Source organism: Desulfosarcina ovata subsp. ovata, assembly GCF_009689005.1.
Taxonomy (GTDB): domain Bacteria; phylum Desulfobacterota; class Desulfobacteria; order Desulfobacterales; family Desulfosarcinaceae; genus Desulfosarcina; species Desulfosarcina ovata.
This window is the reverse complement of sequence record NZ_AP021879.1, coordinates 4,982,121-5,003,132: the sequence shown is the minus strand read 5'-3', so window position 1 is coordinate 5,003,132 and position 21,012 is coordinate 4,982,121. Positions and strand designations below refer to the sequence as shown.

At 59.6% G+C, this 21,012-nt stretch carries 17 protein-coding genes; 8 read left to right on the top strand and 9 right to left on the bottom strand.

The genetic code is table 11. The features are described from left to right. Positions 1–86 precede the first annotated feature (86 nt). Positions 87–503: a secondary thiamine-phosphate synthase enzyme YjbQ gene (locus tag GN112_RS22015; RefSeq protein ID WP_155312187.1), complete on the top strand. Its 417-nt coding sequence runs from the start codon at positions 87–89 to the stop codon at positions 501–503. Positions 504–675: 172 nt separating this feature from the next. Here the strand turns inward: GN112_RS22015 and GN112_RS22010 are convergent, their stop codons facing one another. The 9 genes from GN112_RS22010 to GN112_RS21970 form a co-directional block, all read right to left on the bottom strand. Beyond that, entirely contained in the window at positions 676–879 is a 204-nt protein-coding gene (locus GN112_RS22010; RefSeq protein ID WP_155312186.1) for a cold-shock protein, read from the bottom strand. A gap of 176 nt (positions 880–1,055) precedes the next feature. Continuing rightward, positions 1,056–2,042, bottom strand: a complete 987-nt coding sequence (locus GN112_RS34480; RefSeq protein ID WP_155312185.1) for a peptidylprolyl isomerase — start codon at positions 2,040–2,042, stop codon at positions 1,056–1,058. Between the two features lie 32 nt (positions 2,043–2,074). Continuing rightward, positions 2,075–2,722, bottom strand: coding sequence for a lactate utilization protein (locus tag GN112_RS22000; protein ID WP_155312184.1), 648 nt, complete (start codon positions 2,720–2,722; stop codon positions 2,075–2,077). An 18-nt stretch (positions 2,723–2,740) separates the two neighbouring features. After that, complete coding sequence (locus GN112_RS21995) at positions 2,741–4,465, bottom strand: DUF3108 domain-containing protein (RefSeq protein ID WP_155312183.1); 1,725 nt, start codon at positions 4,463–4,465, stop codon at positions 2,741–2,743. Between the two features lie 3 nt (positions 4,466–4,468). Beyond that, positions 4,469–4,945 carry a PilZ domain-containing protein gene (locus GN112_RS21990; protein ID WP_155312182.1) on the bottom strand — a complete coding sequence of 159 codons (477 nt, stop codon included), beginning with the start codon at positions 4,943–4,945 and terminating at the stop codon, positions 4,469–4,471. 3 nt (positions 4,946–4,948) lie between these two features. Further along, positions 4,949–5,440 (bottom strand): SoxR reducing system RseC family protein, encoded by a 492-nt coding sequence (locus GN112_RS21985; RefSeq protein WP_162459066.1) that lies wholly within the window; start codon positions 5,438–5,440, stop codon positions 4,949–4,951. Positions 5,441–5,478: 38 nt separating this feature from the next. Next, positions 5,479–7,530 (bottom strand): (Fe-S)-binding protein, encoded by a 2,052-nt coding sequence (locus tag GN112_RS21980; RefSeq protein WP_155312180.1) that lies wholly within the window; start codon positions 7,528–7,530, stop codon positions 5,479–5,481. 13 nt (positions 7,531–7,543) lie between these two features. Then, a complete protein-coding gene (locus tag GN112_RS21975) occupies positions 7,544–7,822 on the bottom strand; it encodes a (2Fe-2S) ferredoxin domain-containing protein (RefSeq protein ID WP_155312179.1) in 279 nt (92 codons plus the stop codon). An 18-nt stretch (positions 7,823–7,840) separates the two neighbouring features. After that, on the bottom strand, positions 7,841–8,194 hold the full coding sequence (locus tag GN112_RS21970) for a DRTGG domain-containing protein (protein ID WP_155312178.1): 354 nt from the start codon (positions 8,192–8,194) through the stop codon (positions 7,841–7,843). A gap of 765 nt (positions 8,195–8,959) precedes the next feature. On the opposite strand from GN112_RS21970, the gene GN112_RS21965 reads away from it, so the two are divergent. The 7 genes from GN112_RS21965 to GN112_RS21935 all read left to right on the top strand — a co-directional run bounded on the left by GN112_RS21965 (position 8,960) and on the right by GN112_RS21935 (position 20,787). Continuing rightward, complete coding sequence (locus GN112_RS21965) at positions 8,960–9,799, top strand: purine-nucleoside phosphorylase (RefSeq protein ID WP_155312177.1); 840 nt, start codon at positions 8,960–8,962, stop codon at positions 9,797–9,799. Next, complete coding sequence (locus tag GN112_RS21960) at positions 9,796–11,121, top strand: amidohydrolase (protein ID WP_155312176.1); 1,326 nt, start codon at positions 9,796–9,798, stop codon at positions 11,119–11,121. The genes GN112_RS21965 and GN112_RS21960 overlap by 4 nt, the downstream gene beginning before the upstream one ends. Next, positions 11,111–12,430, top strand: a complete 1,320-nt coding sequence (locus GN112_RS21955; protein WP_155312175.1) for an amidohydrolase — start codon at positions 11,111–11,113, stop codon at positions 12,428–12,430. Before GN112_RS21960 ends, GN112_RS21955 begins: the two co-directional genes overlap by 11 nt. A 51-nt stretch (positions 12,431–12,481) precedes the next feature. Further along, positions 12,482–14,194 carry an adenine deaminase gene (ade, locus tag GN112_RS21950; RefSeq protein ID WP_155312174.1) on the top strand — a complete coding sequence of 571 codons (1,713 nt, stop codon included), beginning with the start codon at positions 12,482–12,484 and terminating at the stop codon, positions 14,192–14,194. Positions 14,195–14,425: 231 nt separating this feature from the next. Then, positions 14,426–14,956: a helix-turn-helix domain-containing protein gene (locus GN112_RS21945; protein WP_155312173.1), complete on the top strand. Its 531-nt coding sequence runs from the start codon at positions 14,426–14,428 to the stop codon at positions 14,954–14,956. Positions 14,957–15,454: 498 nt separating this feature from the next. After that, positions 15,455–16,972: a toll/interleukin-1 receptor domain-containing protein gene (locus GN112_RS21940; protein ID WP_155312172.1), complete on the top strand. Its 1,518-nt coding sequence runs from the start codon at positions 15,455–15,457 to the stop codon at positions 16,970–16,972. Continuing rightward, complete coding sequence (locus GN112_RS21935; protein WP_162459065.1) at positions 16,969–20,787, top strand: WD40 repeat domain-containing protein; 3,819 nt, start codon at positions 16,969–16,971, stop codon at positions 20,785–20,787. The genes GN112_RS21940 and GN112_RS21935 overlap by 4 nt, the downstream gene beginning before the upstream one ends. Positions 20,788–21,012 lie beyond the last annotated feature (225 nt).

Below are 21,012 nucleotides of genomic sequence, written 5' to 3'. Positions count from 1 at the left end.
GGCGTTATCCCCATTCTTTTCCGCCATGGTAATTAAAAAAACGCGTTTGAGACCAGTTCAGTAACCAGCCCCAAAGGAAGCCAAACATGAAGAATTATCGCAAAGAACTATGGTTCGAGGTCCCCACCCGCCGGGCATTCATCAACATCACTACTGAGGTGCAGCAGTGCATCAATGAGAGTGGGGTCAAGGAGGGCCTTGTGCTGGTCAACGCCATGCACATCACCGCCAGTGTTTTCATCAATGACGATGAAATCGGCCTGCACCACGACTACGATGTCTGGCTGGAGAAACTGGCGCCCCACGAACCGGTATCCCAGTACCGTCACAATGTCGGCGAGGACAATGCCGACGCCCACATGAAACGCCAGATCATGGGCCGGGAGGTGGTGGTGGCCATCACCGGCGGACGGCTGGATTTCGGCACCTGGGAACGGATTTTTTACGGCGAGTTCGACGGGCGCAGGAAAAAACGGGTGCTGGTCAAGATCGTCGGAGAGTGATCGTTGACGGCCATCCAGTCAATTCAATGCCTTTTGAAGGCCGGAGCAACTTCGGCAGGATCATATTGAGACGGATTACCCGTTCACCCAACCAGGTTCTAATTGAAAGAGAAAAAAACCGGGGCATGCGACGTGCACGCCGCATGCCCCGGTTTTGAATCAGAAGCGTTTATCAGGTAGTCTTTTTTACATTTTTGGCTTCAGGTCCGCGATCGCTCTCCTCCACTTCAAAAATGACCATGTCGCCTTCGGCCAGGGTCTTGAATCCCGGCATATCGATGGCAGAGAAGTGGACAAAAATATCCCGCCCTTGTTCTTCATTAATAAAGCCATACCCCTTCTTGTCATTGAACCATTTTACTGTCCCGTTCGCCAAAACACTGACCTCCTCTTCTCGGTAGTTCCTCCAAAAATTGATCCTTTGCCTTAGCGGACGATAGTCCGGCACGTGGAAGTTTACCGCTCAGGAGATGTCAGAACTAGGAAGGCACTGGCCAAGATATCATCCAGTGATGGATTTAGCGAATCGGATACTCTCTGTCAAGGGAAATCCTATAATGGAAATCGTTTAATATCCGCAGCTTTCCTGAGTTTTTCGATGTAGTTATCAATCTTCTCTTCTTTTTGTTCCTGACGTAATCTTTCCGATATGGTCTCCCTTGCCTCATCGAAGGCGACGGTCGTTTCCGGTTTGCGTTCGGTAACCCGGATCAGGTGGTAGCCGAACCGGGTGGTCACCACATCACTGACCTGCCCCGGCTGAAGGGCAAAGGCGGCTTCTGAAAACGGCTGGACCATCTGCTCACGGCTGAAAAACCCAAGGTCCCCGCCCCTGGCCTTGCTGGGACAATCGGAGTATTCCCGAGCCAAGTCAGCAAAGGGTTCGCCATCGTTGATGCGCTGTTTGAGCCCCTGGATGGAGGCCAGGGCCTCGGCCTTTTTGGCCTCGTCCGCGGTGGTGGGCACCTGCACAAGGATATGGGACGCCTTGACCTGTTCCGGCCGACGGAACAGGTCCGGATGCGCGTCATAAAACCCGCGCACCGTTTCGTCGGCCAGAGAAATGTCCTGGATCACCGTTTGATCGATGAGCGTCTTGATGGTCAGTCCGGTTTTTATCTGCGCTCTGAACTGCCCCTCGTCCACCCCCATTTCACCGAGCGCTTGCCGATAACCCGCCTCATCCGGAAACCGGCCCTTAAAGTCTTCCAGGGCTTTGGCCACCTGGTCGTCCGGAGTGGTGATCTTCATGCCCTTGGCCGCTTGCTCCAGAAGGGTGCGGTTGATCAGGGTATCGCGCACCTTCTCCTCGTACTGTTTCAACTGGGCCTCGTCCAGGCTGCGCCCCTGACGTTTCAGGTTCATGGTGATCAGTTTCATCTCGCGGTCCAGATCCTGGCGCGACAGGATCGTATCATTGACCCGGGCGACCTCCTGTTCCGCGGCCTGCGCGGTCGTGCAGACTGCCGGAAACAGCAGGATACCCACCAGCAGGGCAAGGGCGAGCCGGAAAGGCAGGGGGTATTGGTGAATGGACATCGTTTTCTCCTTATTTGAGTGGTATCAAAAAGTTAGAACCCCAGGGATTGGCCGATCAGAAAAACACTGATGTCGGTCAGCGATGGTTTGCGGTGCAAGATGGTGGTCACGCGGCAGATCCGCTGGGGGGAACGGCAGTCCGAACAGACGCCGCTTTCGGCACAGGGCGTTTTCATATTCAGGCTCCGGGCACGCATCGGTGCCGCCACCTGGCGAATCCGTTTCAAGGCACTTTCCAGGTCCACGGTAACCTTGTTCATTCCGGCCACGATGATCACCTTGCGGGTTCCGAAGGTCATGGCGTTGGTTCGGTTACCGATACCATCCACATTAACGATTTCACCGGTTGCCGAAATGGCATTGGCACTGCAGAAAAAACAGTCGCAACGGCCCTGTGCCAATCGGATCTCCAGATCCTCCGCCTTGGTCAGCCCGGCCTGCCAGTGATCATGAATGGTTTTTCCTTCGTCGCGCAAGGCTTCCAGGACGCCCAGGCGACGCGTGGTGCTGGACCCTCCGAAACCAAAGGAGGCATACGGTTTCACCATCTCAAGAATCCGGTTGGCCGCCGTCTCCACATCCAGGAAATAGTGGGCATCGAAATCATTTTTATTGAGGTTGCTTATACAGCGCTGGGCCGTCTTCTCCCAAAGCCACTGTTCATAGGCCAGATCGTCCATGGCATTCCCCCTCCCGTGTCATTGGGCAGCGGTTGCGGGGGCGGCAGCACCGGTCATACTGACCAGTTCACCGGAAAAACTGCCCACAACCACCTTGCTTTTCAATTTAACCGGCAGCCGTCGGTGGTCTGACGTTACCCACAATTGGATTTTGGCATCGCGGCTCTTCTCAAAAACCCCGCCCACATGGGTCAGGTCGGGTTCGATGAGAAAGGTGTCGAAGGTACCCGCCGGTACGGTGATGCGCGCCCGGTCCACCACATGGGCAAACCCGACGACATGTTTTTTGCCATCCGTTACCGGCCGCTGAATAGGGCTGCCCACCGACAGATCGACCGCCCGGGACCAGTAAAAAATGGCCAGCGGATCGAACGTGCCGGCGGTAATGGGAATGGGGTCGCGTGCATCCCCATGGTTGACGTACTGGGCATGCATCGCCTCCCAGTCGAAGGAAACGGTGATATCCCGCCGGGTACTGCCTTCGTGCTGTTTCTTGCGGTACAGCAGCGATCGCTGCATCTTCGTATCGGCCCAGGCGTCAATGCGGTCACGAACCGTGTAAAACGCGTCCACAAACGCGTTCGACCGGGCCGTAAGAACAAAATGGTAGACATCCTGCCCGGCCATCTGTTCCTGCGGCAAGACTTCGAGCACCGCCTCTCCGGCCGGGATGACCGTCCACTTGAGCACGAAGGTCAGCCGTTCGCCGGGCGAGAATGCGTGGCTTCGGTCCGGGATCTCGCTGGCCCGGCCGAGGCTGGCGGCAAACAGCACCATGACGGCCAGGGCTACGCCGACGCCCCGTCGGCGTGCGCCGGTCCTCCGCAGCCATCGCCACATCCGGTAGGCGTGGACAAATGCGATGGCCACAATCAGACGCGGAATCCATAACCAGAACGGGTGGACGCCCAGGGGCAGAAACAGGGCCGGATCCTCCACCACGGCATGATTGACCCCAATGGAAAAGTGCAGGGCCTTGAGTTTTTCCGGATCGATCTGTCGCCGGTCCACCTCCTCGACGATCACCGCGCCGCCATAGGCGATACCGAACACCGTGGCCGTCAGCCACAGCATGCCCAAGTCGCGATCCAGGCCCAAAAGCCCCATGCACGGTTGGATCATCCGCAGCAGCCTGTCGATCAGCCTATATGCGTTGAGCAGTTCCATCAGGACCATCAGGGCGGTGATGATAAATAAAATTTTCAAGCTGATCCATGCCATGCCGACCGCCCACCCCTCCAGGGCCGGCCAGAAGCCGGCGGCTGCGGCGGTTGGGCGAAGGGCTGTCCCCTGTCGGACAGGATCCGGATCGAGGAACCAACCCGTGACGACTACGGTGAGCACCGCCGCCAGCAGCCGAACAGCGGTTGCCGTCCAGGCCGAGCAGCCGGAGCGATGCTGCACCACGCCTTCCTGAATCAGATTGTGCGCAATCAGCAGGAAAACCGCCAGCAAGGTCATCTGGGACGAGGTAAACGGCAGGACCGCCATGGCGGCGATGGCGCCGTAAATGCCGGTCAGCAGGCCGATGATCATCGGCAGGGCGGCCATCGCCGGCAGACGCAAAACGCCCATCAGTGGCTCGAACAGGCCGTCCATCCGGTGAATCAGGCCGGAAACGTCCAGCAGGAAGGTCACCAAGGAAACCGGCAGGATAATCTTGAGCATCCAGACAAAACCGCGCCAGCCCTTGACGGTCCCCCGGCGCAGGTTGACGCGGAAAGTGGTTGGGTTTGTTTTCACACGCTAAGGCATCAGATAGAATCCCAGGGCGGGATCGTCCAGGTCGTCGGAATGGAACGCCACACCGACATACGGGCCGCTGACATTGCGGACAATGACACGTTTTTCCATGGGGGTTCGCTTGTTATCGTCCAATTGAAATTCCACCCGCAGTTGCATACCGATGGGGAGGGTGCGCGGAACACCCATTTTTAGTTTCAATCCGGTGGTGGAGATATCCACGACACTCATCAGGCCGGTATCCGGGAGGCGCCCCTCTTCCTTGCAAACAAATCGTCCCGGAAGGTTAACTGATTTGCGATACTGTCTGCGTTTTTCCAGCCGGCAGCGAAATCGATGGCCACAGGCGCAAGTACAATTGACCGTAACCTTTTTGTTGGTAGCCACATAACGGCTGACATCCGCTGTTTTGGCCTTGCCGCACTGGGGGCAGCGAAACGTCGCGGTATTGCTGCCGGTTATGAATACGGTCTGCTCCATGCATCACGATTCGGCTTGTGACGGGTTCAACGGCTCGGCCGAAGCCAGGTCGGCGCGTCTGATCTTGATGATCTCGGGTTGGTAACTGGCATTGCCGGAAAGACGCCGATCGGCAAACCGGATAACGAAAAATGCCAGCCCGAAAAAAAGAAAACCGATCAATGCCGCCATGGCAGAGGGATCCATCCCCCGCCATTCGGCCAGCGTCTGTCCGATCAGGGCACCGCCGATCAAGGCCAGGATCGGAAAAACGTAAAGCAGAAAAGTGGCTTTCAACAGCGACGCCGTCTTGATGTTGATGGCGACACGATCCCCCACCCGGGCATTGGCCGTATTGAGCGCCTCCACCTCCATTTCCTGGCCGACGCCCTCCTCCATCTGGCAGGAATCCCGTGAGGAGCAGGACTCGCAAGCACTGGAACGGGTGGTTTTTACCCATGCCGTGCCGGCGCCCGGGGCGCCGGCTTTGAATACAATACCTTCTTCAATGGCCATTATTGTTTTTCCGTTTGCATTATCGTCCATTTGGACGGTCAGGCATTAACACTCTCCCGGATCTGTTCCGGCACCGAATCGTCGGTATGTTGGTAACAGATCAACCCACAGTTGAGACAACGCGCGGCCTCCTTTTTGGCGGTTTGGGTGTCAAATCCCTTTTCCAGTTCCATCAGCTGTTCCAAATCCCGGCGGTCGGCCAGGGGCATGATCTGCCGTGGTCTGGGGGGTACCGCCTCCACATGATCCACGTTCTGTACGACCACGCCGGGCTTGATAATGTTCTGGGGCAGATCGAGCGGAATCGCATACATCAGTTTGTGCATGGCCGCCGCCGCGCGCCGACCGGCCCCGATGGCCTTGATGGCACCACTGAAGTCGGTCAGTTCCTCCCCTTTGGCAAACAATCCCGCCTGGTCGGCAACTGCCGGCTGCTTATACGGGGGAACGGCCATCCATGCCGTGGACGGTGTGTCGTCGTCCTCTTCCTCCGTCGCCGGCCGGGTAAAAATCAGTTCGGGAAAACGCCCTGCGGAAAAAACGAGCGTTTGCGCCGGCACCTGGGTAACGGCACCGCTGGCGGGATCCAGCACCTCAACCGCCGCCAACCGATCGCCGTCACCAGACAGGCGGATGACACCGCCCGTCAGCACCTCGGCACCGGCCTCGGTCAACGCCGCGGCAGCTGCAGCATCGGGCAGGTCGCGGAAAATGAAGGTCACTTTTTCGGCCCCCAGCGAACGGGCTTTGGCCAGGCTCTCACCCGCCAGGCCTTCGCCGCCAATGACCACCGTCGCGCCTCCGCAAGCGACCGACCCGTGGCCGGCGTTGCCCGAACGCAACAGATCCAACAACAGGTACCCACCGGGAAGCGGAGTCTCGACACGCTTCTCGGCACCGCGGGCCAGGCGGCTGTCCCATCCGCCAGTGGCCAGGAAAACCGCCTGAAAGCCTTCATCCAGCAGTCCGGACACACTCACGTCGCTGCCCAACATCTGGCCGGTGCGGGTTTCCACCCCCATCTCCACAATACCGTCAATATCCCACTTGAGGATCTCTTCGGGCAAGCGGTATTTGGCGATCGCCGTATTCAGCAGGCCCCCCAGCCGGTCAGTGGCTTCGAACACCGTGGCGCCATGCCCCAGCCGGGCAGCGAAAAAGGCCGCCGAAAGCCCCTGGACCCCGCCGCCGATCACGGCAACGCGGCGGCCGGTATCGGGCGCCTTGAACGGCTGAATACGCTCATTCTGGGTGCGCTCGTAGTCGGCGGCAAACCGTTTGAGAAAATTGATCGCCACCGGTTCGTCCACATACTTGCGCCGGCAGTCGTTTTCACAAGGACGTGGGCAGATCCGTCCAATGACAGTGGGAAACGGGTTGCGTTCCTTGATCGTCTGAACCGCACCGTGGTAGTCGTCTCCGGCAATCTGCTCGATATAACGGCTGATGTTGATCCCCGCCGGACAGGCCCGTTGGCAGGGCGTCGTACAGTCCTCGGTGGTGTACTCCTTGAGGATTCGACGGGTCACCGATGAAAGGGTAATAATGTGCTTGGGGCAGACCCGCTCACAGGTTCCGCAACCGGTGCACTTGACTTCGTCCACGACCGGCAGCCCTTTGGGCCCCATGGTGATGGCCCCGAAGGGACAGGCGGCCGCACAGGTCCCCAACCCCAGGCAACCGATGTTGCATACCTTCATGCCGCCGGAAAGCAGGGCCGCCGCCCGGCAGTCGTTCAATCCGTCGTAGGTGTATTTGACCGCGGCATCAGCAACCCCGTAAGTGCAGCCCGGCAGGGCGATATCCGGCTCCTTGGCCTCCACACTGACGCCCAGGATAACGGCGATGGCCTCGGCCACCTCCTCGCCGGCCGCCACACAGGAATTGGGCGCTGCCTTGCCGGCCACAATGGCCTCGGCATTGGCACTGCAGCCGGGCATACCGCAGCCGCCGCAGTTGGCTCCGGGCAGAACCCCCTCAATGGCCTCGATCTTGGGATCCACATAAACGTAAAAAATTTTGGAGGCCGCCGCAAGGCCGATCCCCACGATGAGCCCCAATCCCCCCATGAGAATAATCGCAATGGTCATGTCACTACTCCTCTTAAAGTATGGCGTCGAATCTGCACTTGTCGTAATAAGTCAGACACTGGATGCACTTTTCCTTATCGATCCGGGCCAGTTCCTTCTCGATCACCTGGACCTTGTCAGCCAGCCCTTTTTCTTCAATTTCCCCCACCAGGGCATCTTTCACCCGGATGGAACCGGTGGCGTGACAACCGGTTCCACCGCAAATGAAAAGATAAGTCCTGTCCTTGAAAGCCATTCGATCTTTTTGTGCCTCACGGATGCGATCTAAATCCGCAATGGTCCGTTTTGCCATATCCTGTCTCCAGCCGCGTTACCAGGAACCGTCCAAGCCCCGAATACCATTCATGTACAGCCGACCGCAGGCCACAAACAACGAGTACTCGGTCACCATCAAGGGAATCTTGAAAGACTTTGCCATTTTAATAAAATCTGTCGGTGGTTTTTTTCCCCTGACGATAACGATGGCACCGACACCGACAATTTTGGCGGTGCGGATCACATGATCCGTGGTGACCCCTGTCAACAGGGCAGAACCTTTGGCAGCGGCAGAGAGGACATCGTCCATCAGGTCCGCCGCTCCACCGGCAACGATCACCGTATCCAGTTGATCTTCACCAACCAGAATGTCGCCTTTGAGGATATCTTTGACTTCGCTAATTTTCATGGTCATTCGATCATTAAAGAGACAAAAAAGTTAAGAAAAAAATGGAATTGTCGAACAACGGTCGTGGCGGTATGCTCAATGGCCTCTTTGATGCCTTTGACGTAACAGTCAGAATCGCCTTCAATCTCTGAATCGAACGACTCGAGCAATTGTAGGAAGAGGCCACAGATAACCGCGTGGGAACATATTCATAATAACTTGAAAATGTCAACGATATGATCCCCACCCGACAGGGCAATCGCATGTAGATTTCCGGATTGCTTTTCTTCCCAAAATTAGAGCGTCCATGAATGTCAAAGACCAAATGAAAAATGCCAAATGATGGTATTCTATCTATTTTAAAATCGATTTCATCCTTCATTTGACATTTGGGCGTTGGCATTTGGCATTTTCCCACTTTCGGGAATGGTGCGTGTTCAGGAACGGCCGGTTTTTGATTTTACTCGCGATTGCCCTGCCCCGGCCGCCACTTCGCAGGGTAACCGCATTTGGTAACCTCCATGGAAAACAGTTGTCGCAGGCATGGCCAGCTCTTACAACGCAACCCATTAAACAGCCATATCGTAAGCACGTGTAGGAGCGGTCCTTGACCGCGAAAAATAGGAAACAGTCCAAATGCGGTTACCCTGCGCCACCTCGGGAGAGCGCTTGACGCCACCGCGCCAGCTGGTCTATAACTCAGTCGACCCCATGGCCGTGCCCATAGTGGGCCCACCCGCACAAAAAGCCCCAACCCATCGTGGTTAAAAACATTGGAGGCCATCCGTGAACCCCCTGATTGAAAACATCCGCGAAGCCGTATCATTTGTGCAATCAAAGCTCAGTTTCGCTCCCCTGACCGGCATCATCACCGGCACCGGGCTGGGCGATGCCGTCGGTCCGCTGGAGGGTGCCGTCACCCTGGACTATGGCGATATCCCCCATTTTCCCGTATCGACCGTGGTGAGCCATTCGGGCCGTCTGATGGCCGGCACGCTGGCCGGGCACCCGCTGGTCGTGATGCAGGGCCGCTTCCACCTGTACGAGGGCTACACCCCTGTCCAGGTCACCTTCCCCGTACGGGTGATGCAGGCTCTGGGGGTACGGGACCTGATTCTCTCCAATGCGGCCGGCGGCATGAACCCTGCCTTCAGCCAGGGAGACCTGATGGTGATCCGCGACCATATCAACCTGACCGGTGAAAACCCGCTCATCGGACCTAACCCGGATACGTGGGGCCCCCGCTTCCCGGACATGACAGCCGCCTACGACCTGTCGCTGATCAAACGCTGCCGCCGGGCGGCCGACCGTCTGGGGATTGTTTTGAAAAGCGGTGTCTATGCCGGCCTGAAAGGGCCTTCCCTGGAAACCCCGGCCGAAATCCGCTTCCTGAAAACCATCGGTGCCGATGCGGTGGGACTCTCCACGGTGATGGAGACCATCGCCGCCGTACACGCCGGCATGCGGGTGCTGGGGATCTCCACCATCACCAACATCAACGATCCGGACCGGCCGCAGCCGGCCTCCGTCGAGGCGATCGTCGCCGTGGCAAACCAGGCCGCCCCTCATCTCAAACGCCTCATCGAAAGGGTGGTCGCCGAGATTCACGGGGGCGCGGCCCTATGACCGGCAGCGTTGACCTTCTGATCACCAACGGCATCGTCATGACCATGGGCGCCGATAACCGCATCGTCGACAACGGTGCCGTGGCGGTGTGTGGCGATGCCATCACTGCCGTGGGCCCGGCCGGCGAGTTTGCCGCCCTCACGGCCCGGGAGACCATCGATGCCGGCGGCGGCATCATTATGCCCGGACTGGTCAACACCCACACCCACGCAGCCATGACCCTGTTCCGTGGGCTGGCCGACGACCTGCCCCTGATGACCTGGTTGAACGATCACATTTTTCCGGCCGAAGCCCTGCTCGACCCGCAAAAAGTGCAGGCCGGCACCCTGCTCGGCTGCGCGGAGATGATTCTTTCGGGCACCACCTGCTTCTGCGACATGTACCTGTTCGAGGGGGCGGTGGCCGAGGCGGCCCGGACGGCCGGCCTGCGCGCGGTGGTGGGCGAGGTGCTCTACGATTTCCCCTCGCCCAACTACGGACCCATCGAAAACGGGTTTGCCTACACCTGCGAGTTGATCGACCGCTGGCGGGACGACCCGCTGGTCAGCATTGCCGTGGAACCGCACTCGCCCTACCTGTGTGCACCGGATCTGTTGACCACGGCTGCCGGAATCGCCCGCGACAACCGGGTTCCCATGGTCATCCACCTCTCGGAGACCCGCAGCGAAGTGGCCGACATCCGAAAAAAATACGGCCTCACCCCCGTTCAGCACCTGGCCGATCTGGGGGTGCTGGGCGAAAACCTGTTGGCCTGTCACTGCGTGATTCTCGATGAAAACGACATGGATCTGTTGCAGCGGCACGGGGTCAAGGTGGCCCACAACCCGGAAAGCAACATGAAGCTGGCCTCGGGCATCGCCCCGGTGGCCGAACTGCTGGCACGGGGTGTTTGTGTGGGGCTGGGCACCGACGGCTGCTCCAGCAACAACAACCTCGACCTGTTCGCCGAAATGGACATGGCCGCCAAACTGCACAAGGCCAGCCGCCTCGATCCCACGGTATTGGATGCCACCACCGTGCTGCGCATGGCCACCATCGAAGGCGCCCGCGCCCTGGGCCTGGACGGCATCACGGGCAGCATCGAGACCGGCAAGAAGGCCGACATCATCGTCATCGATACCCGCAAGCCCCACCTGACCCCCATGTACCACCCGGCCTCCCACCTGGTTTATGCCGTGGGCGGCAGCGACGTGTCCGCCACGGTGGTGGGCGGCCGGGTGCTGATGAAGGATCGCCAACTGCTGCATCTGGACCTTGAAAAGATCATGGCCGACGCCCGGCAGATCGCCGACGAAATCCGGAGGCACCAAGATGGCCTTTGATGTGGTGATCCGTAACGGCACCCTGCTGACCATGGACGACGGCATGCGCACGATCCCCTCAGGGTGGATCGGCGTCCGTGGTGGACACATCCGCGCGCTCGAAGCCGGCAACGGATCACCGCCATCGGCAACACTGACCATCGATGCCGACGGCGGCATCGTCATGCCCGGCCTGGTCAACACCCACACCCACCTGCCCATGACGCTCTTCCGGGGCCTGGCCGACGACCTGCCCCTGTTGACCTGGCTGAACGAGCATATCTTTCCCGCCGAGGCCCGCTTCATCGAACCGCAGGCCGTGCACTGGGCAACCCTTTTGGCCTGCGCCGAACTGCTCCTTTCGGGCACCACCTGCTGCTGCGACGGCTATTTTCACGAAGCTGCCGTGGCCGGCGCCGTGGCCGACACCGGCCTGCGCGCCGTCCTGGGCCAGGGGGTCATCGACTTTCCCGCTCCCGGCGTGCCCGACCCGGCCGAAAACGTTGCCCATGCGGCCGAGTATGTCCGACATTGGCAGGCCCAAAGCCCCTTGATCCAGCCATCGATCTTCTGCCACGCCCCGTATACCTGCAGCGACCGGACACTGACCGCCGCCAAGGCAATGGCCGGCGAACTGGGCGCATTGTTCCAGGTGCATGCGGCCGAGACCCGTTTCGAACGCGACCAGTCCATCCAGGATAAGGGCGTGAGCCCCGTGGCCCATCTGGACCGCCTGGGGATACTCGATCCCAAGACCCTTCTGGCCCACTGCGTCTGGGTGGACGCGGCCGACATGGATGCAATGGCCCGTTCGGGCTGCGGCGTGGCGCACTGCCCGGAAAGCAACATGAAGCTGGCCTCGGGCATCGCCCCGGTGGCCAGCCTGCGGGAAAAGGGTATCCCCGTCGGCCTGGGCACCGACGGCAGCGCCAGCAACAACAACCTGGACCTGTTCGCTGAAATGGCCACGGCGGCCAAGCTGCACAAGGTGGCCAGCGGCGATCCCACCGCCCTGAACGCGGCCAGCGCCCTCAGGATGGCCACCATCGAGGGTGCCCGGGCCATTGGCATGGCCGAACGCATCGGCTCCCTGGAAATCGGCAAACAGGCCGACATTATTGTCGTGGACACCCGCGCCCCCCACCTGACCCCGCTCTACCATCCGGATTCTCATCTTATCTATGCCGCCGCCGGCGCCGATGTGCGCCATGTGCTGGTCGACGGAACGCTGCGGGTGAGAGATCGCCAGTTGCTCGGCATCGACGTGAATACGATCATGGAGCGGGTCAACGCCATCGCCCGGAAAATTCAGCGCAAACCGGTTGGCTGAACCGCAACCCCCAAACCTGAAATTTGAAATCGAATCCGAAAGGAAATCAGGATGGATTTGAAAACGATCATCGGCGCCGCCCGGGGCGACCTGCCGGTGGACCTGCTGCTGACCGGCGCCCGGATCGTCAACGTCTTTTCCGGCCGCATCAACCGCGGCAGCATCGCAATAAAGGACGGGTATATCGTTGGAATCGGCAACGACTACCAGGCCGGTGAAACCCTGGACCTGGAGGGACGCTACGTGGCGCCCGGGTTTATCGACGCCCATGTGCACATCGAAAGTGCCATGACCAGCGTCACCGAATTCGCCCACGCCGTGGCCCCTTGCGGCACCACCACGGTGGTCGCCGATCCCCACGAAATCGCCAATGTGCTCGGCACGGCGGGCATCGATTACATGCTGCGTTCGGCCGACGGGCAGCCCATGGACTGCCTCTTCGCCCTGCCCTCCTGCGTGCCGGCCACGGACATGGAAACCGCCGGCGCCCGGCTGACGGCGACCGACCTGGAACCCTTCTTCGACCATCCGCGCGTCGTGGCCCTGGCCGAAATGATGAACTATCCCGGCGTAATCCATACCGATCCCGAGGTGATGGCCAAACTGACCCTGGCACGCAACCGCCACCGGGCCATGGACGGCCACGCACCGGGTGTTTCCGGGTCGCATCTGGCCGCCTACGCTGCCGCCGGGATCGCCTCGGACCACGAATGCACCCGGGCCGAAGAGGCCCTGGAAAAGCTGGAACTGGGGATTCACATCATGGTGCGCGAGGGCACCTGTGCGCGCAACCTGGACGCCCTTTTCCCGGTCATCGACACCCACACCTGGCCGCGCATGATGTGGTGCACCGATGATCGCCATCCCCACGACATCCTCACCGAGGGGCATGTGGACGCCATAATCCGCAAGGCCGTGGACAAGGGCCTGGACCCGGTGACGGCCATCCGCATGGGGACCATCAACCCGGCCGACTACTTTGGCATCCGCGATGCCGGGGCCATCGCCCCGGGCCGCAAGGCCAACCTGGTGGTGTTCTCCAATCTGACCGGCATCCGGGCCGAAACGGTTTTCTTCATGGGCCGGCCGGTGGCGGAAAACGGGCGCCTGCGATCATCGATCCCCCGTCCGGCCACGGTTGCCGTACCGCCATCCATGCACCTGGACCCCGTCCATCTCGATTTTTCCATCCCTGCCGCTGGCAGCCGCATCCGCGTGATCCGGGTCATTGCCGACCAAGTCGTCACCGGCTGCGAAATCATGGAACCCACGCTGCAGGACGGCCTGGCAATCAGCGACACCGGCCGCGACCTGATCAAACTGGCCGTGGTGGACCGCCATACGGGCAAGGCCGGCATGGGCAAGGGGTTTGTCACCGGGCTGGGCCTCCGGCGCGGGGCCATCGCCTCCAGTGTGGCCCACGATTCCCACAACATCATCGTCGCCGGCGTCAGCGATGCGGAGATGAAGGCCGCCGTATCGGCGGTGGTGGAAATGGGCGGCGGGCTCAGCGTTGTGGATGGCAGCCGCGCCCTGGCCGACCTGCCCCTGCCCGTGGCCGGGCTGATGTCCGACCAGCCGCTGGATACGGTCCGCCGGCAGATGGAGGCCATCATCGCCGCCGCCGGAACGCTTGGCGCCGAACTTGCCGATCCCTTCATGGCCCTGGGGTTTCTGGCCCTGCCGGTGATCCCCGAATTGAAGCTGACCGACCGGGGACTGGTGGATGTGACCCGCTTTGAAATCGTGCCGCTGTTTGTTTAAAAAGCCGTAATCAAAATTGGAATGCCCCTTGTCGGGGCGTTGTGCCAAAAACCCCAATGTGAAACCGTAAATTTCTGTTCAAATGCACCGCTGGTCGATTAGGTGTACACATATCCGCCGGGTTTTAGTCTTGACCAAATAGATATGTCATTGTAGACACAACGCAAGGGAATTAGTAATTGAGTTCCAATTTTTTTTGACTCATTCATAACTCAACGAAAGAGGGCTGACGTGTCATTGAATTATAAAAGGGTTCCGGCAATTGATAAATGCTTTTCGATATTATCGCTCATGGCGGAAGCACAGCGCCCTTTCATGTTTTTTGAAATCGTAAAGCGGTTGAATTTGAACAAGAGTACGGTATTTAACATCTTGCACACGTTGAACGACCTGAATGTACTCCAACGGGGGTCGGATGGGCTTTTCCGATTGGGGCCTCAATTGGTCGTTTTAGGAAAAGCCGCTGCCGAATGGATCGCGTCAAATGAGACAGCCCCATTACCAGAGGAAATCAATAATTCAGCCATTTCAGACGGTCTGAATCCGGGAAAACCAGAACCGCGGGATAACGCTTTTAACCTGCGAAAAAGATCCGTTGCCTACGATCAGGACACAATCCGAATGCTGGTTGAACACAGCGAAATTTTTAGAAATATTATTTGGAATATTCATCTGCTCGCTACTGCTGGAAACAGAAAGCCATTAAATAGTTTTGATAGAAATAAAGCAAACAATGATGACCCTGTAAGGGATAGGTGCTAATGTGCAGTGAATAAATGGACACTCTGCTGACCATGACATGGAATAAAAGCGTCCGAACTTTTAAATGATCTCTTCATTTTTCCTCTCCTATTCGCTGGGCTGCCTTTGGGTGGCCTGGTTTCTCTTGGCTCCATGCAATCCCGTTTTTTGATTTGTCCGGATCGCTGTGCTAAGGTTGCCGGAAATAAATAATTCCTCCATCCTGCTTGTCTTTGCGCCCGTCTACCGCGTTGCCGCCACCCGCACATATTCCCTGATATGCACGGGTGACGGCGCCTTGTAGACGACCCCAAATCCGGCGCGATCTGGGGGAATTATTTATTTCCGGCAACCTAATCAACTTTTCAAAATCGGGTCGCAAGCATGAAAAAAACTTGAACCCATTCTCCAAAATTGATAAAAAAGACACAGTGTTCCGATTCGTTCGATCTTTGCCGCCCTTTGCATTAAGGCGGATTTCCACTGCCGGTCCAACGCCAAATTCGAGGATACCGATCCATGGCACAGGCCGCTGGTTACGAACACGATATCTTCATCAGCTACGCCCACGACGACAACCACGCCCCGGGCGGCCAGCCGGGCTGGGTGGCTCACTTCCACGAATGGCTGGAGAGCTGGCTGGTCCGGCGACGGGGGCTATCGCAGCTCACCGTCTGGCGTGACAAGCGACACATGGGCGGCAACACGCTGTTCAACGAGGCCATCCAAGCCGCCGTCGACCACACTGCCCTCTTCTTCGCGCTGGTTTCGCGCAATTACCTGCGGTCCGATTACTGCCGGGATGAATTGAACTGGTTTTACCAACGCAACGGTGCTACACCCGCCGGTTTGAAAGTGGGCGACCGATACCGTATTTTCACCATCCTGCTGAACAACATCCCCCACGACCGATACGAAAAATGGTCACCGGCCCTGAGCGGCACCACCGGTTTTGCCTTTCATGATGCCGAATCGGATCAGGAACTGGGCGATTTTACCCCCATCCATGACGACCGTTTCGAAAAACAGCTGCGCCCTCTGGTGGACGCCGTCGAGGCAATTCTGCCATCCATGGCCGCAACCGGAACACCGTCAGCCGGAACACACGCAGAATCCGCGACCGCCACCGTCTTCATGGCCGATGCGGCTGAACCCCTGCAACCTTTTCGAGAGCGAATCATCGCCGAAATCAAGGGACAACAGGGAACGATCCTGCCCGCCGTTCCCCCACCTTGGGAAAATGCCCCCCACGACACCTACGTTCGCCAGGTGCTGAGCGAGGCCCGATTCTCCATCCATCTTTTCGATCAGTGGCGGGGCCGCCGTATCATCGACCGGCCGGAAACCAGCTACCCCTGGGAGCAGTTCGCCATTGCCAGGCAGAGCCAGGCGCTGCCCCTGGTCTGGGTTCCACCCGAGCTTGACATGGCAAACATTGAAAATGAAGGTCAGCGCCGCTTTCTGCTGGACTGCGCCCACAGCCATCGCGAAGCCGGCCACTGGGAGTTTGTGCGTACGCCCCAGAGCGAATTCATCAATCTGGTGATCGAGAAACTGGCTCAGCCCCTTGCTGCCGCTGCACCGGCCACAAGCGAACCGTCATTTCTGGTGGATACCCATCAGAAGGATCAGCGCTACGCCTTCAAGCTGGCCGACTACCTGGCGGAATCGGGCGTGGAGGTCGATTTCAACCAGGAATCAGGGGATCCGCTGTTAAGCCTGAACAAATTCGAAAGTTCCATCCGGCATGTCAAAAATCTGATCATCATGTTCGGCAAGGTGGCTCCGGACTGGCTCCATGCCCGCATCAAGCTGGCCCTCAAAGCCATCTGTGAACAGTTCCAATGCGAAGCGCGCTGCAGCTTAGAAAACATCTGGGTCTACCGGGTACCTGCCAGCCGGGACGATGTCAGCCTGCCCGCCCTACCGCCGATAATCAATATCAGGGTTCTGGACAACAGCCACTCTCCCGCCATCGACCCCAGGGTGGCCGCACAATTGATGGTGGCCGGCACTGCCTCCGGAGGTGGCCTTTGAGTGAACCAGCGGCCAACCCGTTCGTGGGCCTGCGCCCCTTCGAGAGCCGGGACAGCCTTTATTACTTCGGCCGGGGCGAACAGACCAAGGCCCTGCTTCGGCAACTGAACCACAGCCGGTTTTTAAGCGTGGTGGGAAGTTCCGGTTCCGGCAAATCGTCACTGGTGCGGGCGGGGCTGATCCCCAACCTGGAGGCCGGCTTCCTGATTCAGGATCGGGATTTATGGAAGATCGCCACGATGAAGCCGGGTGATACACCGCTGGAGAATCTGGCCGCGGCCTTGATCACCGCCCTGGACAGTGATTGCATGACCTCGAAAATCGACGATCTGGTCCGGGTGATGCGCACCCAGGGCGCCCTGGGACTCTCCGATTGGCTCCAACCGCCCCTAATCAACGCAGACGCCAATTTACTGCTACTGGTGGATCAATTCGAAGAACTCTTCCGGGAGGGCCGCAGCCGGGACAGCGCATCCTTGGAAAAAGCCGCTGATTTCGTCGGCATCATGCTGCGACTGGCCGAACAGAAACGGGTGCCCGTCTACGTCTGCCTGACCATGCGGTCCGATTTTCTGGGGGACTGCGACCGGTTTGCCGGCCTGCCCGAAGCCATGAACCGCAGCCAGTACCTGGTGCCGCGACTGACCCGCGACCAGCGCCGGGAAGCCATTGGCGGTCCCATCCGGCTGTCGGGCGCCACCATTACCCCACGCCTGATGGACCACCTGCTCAACGAGAATGCTGGCACCCGCGATGATTTGCCCATATTGCAGCACGCGCTCATGCGCACCTGGGATCAGTGGTCGCGCAGCCGGTCCGGGCCCATTGATGAGGCCCACTACGAAGCCATCGGCACCATCCGGAAGGCCATCCGCCGGCATGCCGACGAGGCCATCGCCGAATTGTCTGAAAGTGACCGCGAACTGACCGGACGGATCTTTCAGGCAATCACCGAAACCGATGCCGGCAACCGCCAGGTGCGGTGCCAAGCCCATTTGCATGCGATCGCCGAGGTCTGCGGCTGCATCGATACACCCGAGCGGGTGCTCTGCGTCCTGGACGGATTCCGGCGAGGCAACCGCAACTTCGTGGTTTTCTCCTCGGAAAAGGCGGAAGACAACCCGCTCATCGACATCTCCCACGAGAGCCTGATCCGCCAATGGCCCACCCTGCACCAATGGGTGGCGGACGAGGCCGAATCCGCCGGAATCTACCGGCGCCTGGCCGACACCGCCCGCCGGTTCGGCCGGCACCCGGATAGCCTCTACCGCGGGACGCAGCTGGACGTCACCCTGCAGTGGCAGGAAAAGCAACACCCCACGGTGGCGTGGGCCCGTCGATATCATCCGGATTTCGAAGCGGCCATGGCCTTTCTGAATCAAAGTCGCCGGGCAAGGGATGAAGCCATCGAAGGGGAAAAACGACGCCAGAGAAAAAGGCTTCGCCAGGTCTGGCTGTTCACTTCCGTTTTGTTCCTGATCACCGTTGCCGCCTGCTTCTTCGGCTGGCAGGCCTACGAGCGGAAAAGACAGGCCCTGGAACACTCCAGGATCGCCAGGGCCAATGAATTGGAAGCCAACTACAACCTGGCCAAGGTTTTCGAGGAGAAGGCCCTAAGCGCACTGGCCAGAGCCCGCATGGAGAATGCCACCGACGCCTATCAGGACGCGTTTCTGTATACTGCGGAAGCCTACGCCCAGGAAATCGCTCCGGACCGCGATGCGCTCGAGTGGTCGTCCATCGGCCCCTTGCTGGCGCCGGACAATATTCAGCAGGCCCTGGCATGCCGATGGTTCTCGCCGGTCCTCTGCTCCGCTCAGGAAGCTTTGACCGCCGTCTCTTTCAGTCCGGCCGGCGACACCCTGGCCAGCGGTTCGGACGACACCACCATCACGATCTGGAGTACTGCCTCCGGCAAACGGCTCAAGGTCCTCAACGGGCACCAGGGCACCATCTTCAGTCTGGTTTTCAGCAGCGACGGAAAGATTCTCGCCAGCAGTTCTGACGATCGAACAATCCGCCTCTGGGACACGGCCACCGGTCGCCAGCTAAAAGTGATCGAGGGAAATCAATGCGGAATTTTCAGTGTAGCAATCAGCAGCGACGACAAGATGCTGGCCGGCGCGCTTTGGGACAATACGATCCGGCTCTGGAACCTGGTCACCGGGCGCCAGCTGAAGGTACTTGAAGGACATACGGGCGGAGTCTTCAGCGTGGCATTCAGCGGTGACGACAAGATGCTGGCCAGCGGATCCTGGGACAAGACCGTCCGGATCTGGGATGTCGCCTCGGGTCGGCAGTCGAAGGTGCTCAGTGGGCACGACAACGGGGTCTACTCTGTCGCCTTCAGTCCCGACGGCAAAACCCTGGCCAGTGCGTCGATCGACCGTTCCATCCGGATCTGGGAGATCGCCTCCGGACGACAGATAAAGAAACTCGAGGGGCACAGGGATGGCATTTCCAGCATCGCATTCAGCCCGGATGGCAAAACCCTGGCCAGCGCGTCGGACGACAGGACGGTCCGGCTCTGGGATACCGCCTCCGGGCAACCGGCCGGCGTGTTCTTCGGTCACACCGACGAAGTCTACAGCGTCGCCTTCAGTCCGGATGGCATGACTGTGGTCAGCGGTGCCAACGACAAGACCGTTCGAATATGGGATGTCGCTCCGGCCCGGCCGCCCAGGGTACTCGAAGGCCATACCAAAGGACTGTTCTGCGTCGCCTTCAGCCCGGATAACCGCACCCTGGCCAGCGCGTCATGGGACAGGACCGTCCGGCTTTGGGATGTCGCTTCGGGAAAACCGTTGAAGGTCCTCAAGGGGCACGACGACGGCGTCTACAACGTCGCCTTCAGCCCGGACAACCGCACCCTGGCCAGCGCGTCATGGGACAGGACCGTCCGGCTCTGGGATGTCACCTCGGGAAAACCGTTGACGGTCCTCAAGGGGCACACCAACGGCGTTTACTGCGTCGCCTTCAGTCCTGACGCCCGCACCCTGGCCAGCGCATCCTGGGACAAGACCGTCCGGCTTTGGGATGTCGCCTCGGGAAAACCGTTGACGGTCCTCAAGGGGCACACCAACGGCATTTCCAACGTCGCCTTCAGCCCCGACGCCCGCACCCTGGCCAGCGCATCCTGGGACAAGACCGTCCGGCTCTGGGATGCAGTCTCGGGAGAATCGTTGCGAGTCCTGCGAGAGCATACGGATGGGGTCCTGAGCGTGGCCATCGGTCCGGATGCCCGCACCCTGGCCAGCGCGTCGTGGGACAACACCATAAGAGTATGGGACATGGAATCCGGGCGGGAGTTGAACGTACTCAGGGGGCACACGGATTTCGTCCACAGCGTCGCCTTCAGCCCCGATGGCAGGATGCTGGCCAGTACGTCGGCGGACGACACCGTCCGCCTCTGGGATACCGCCACCGGCCATCGCATCAGAATATTGGCAGGGCACACGGACGACGCTTTCAGCGCGACCTTCAGCGCCGATGGCCATACGCTGGCCAGCGGCGCCTTCGACAAAACCGTCAGAATCTGGGATATCTCGACCTATTCCCGATTTTTGGACGCCAATCGCCCCACCCCCATGCTGCGGGCCTTTGCCAGGGGGGCGCGTTTTCTTTGGCGGGTCGAACGTGATGGGCTGGGCTTCAGGCGCAAGACGATGCGTTCCCCCTCGAGCCCGCAGGATGATGACGGCTCTGCCGGCGAACAGGAATTCCGCCCTCTGCTGGAACCACCGCCCGCCGGACAGACCAAGTACGATCAACTGATGGCCTGGGCTCGCAACCGGGTCAAGACACCCCCGCCGTAAGGTTGCCGGAAATAAATCATTCCCTCAGATCGCGCCGGATTTGGTTCGCGTTGCGTCGACCGTTACCCGCCGCCGGGCCGCCGTGTATCGCCGTATCACCGCTTCGGGCCCTATTGCTCGGTGATCGCGACGATCTCGATCATCTCTCCCACCATATGGATGCTCCCGACATCGTCTCTGACGCGGGCGGTGACCGTTACCTTCAGGCCGTTCTTTTTGAAGGCG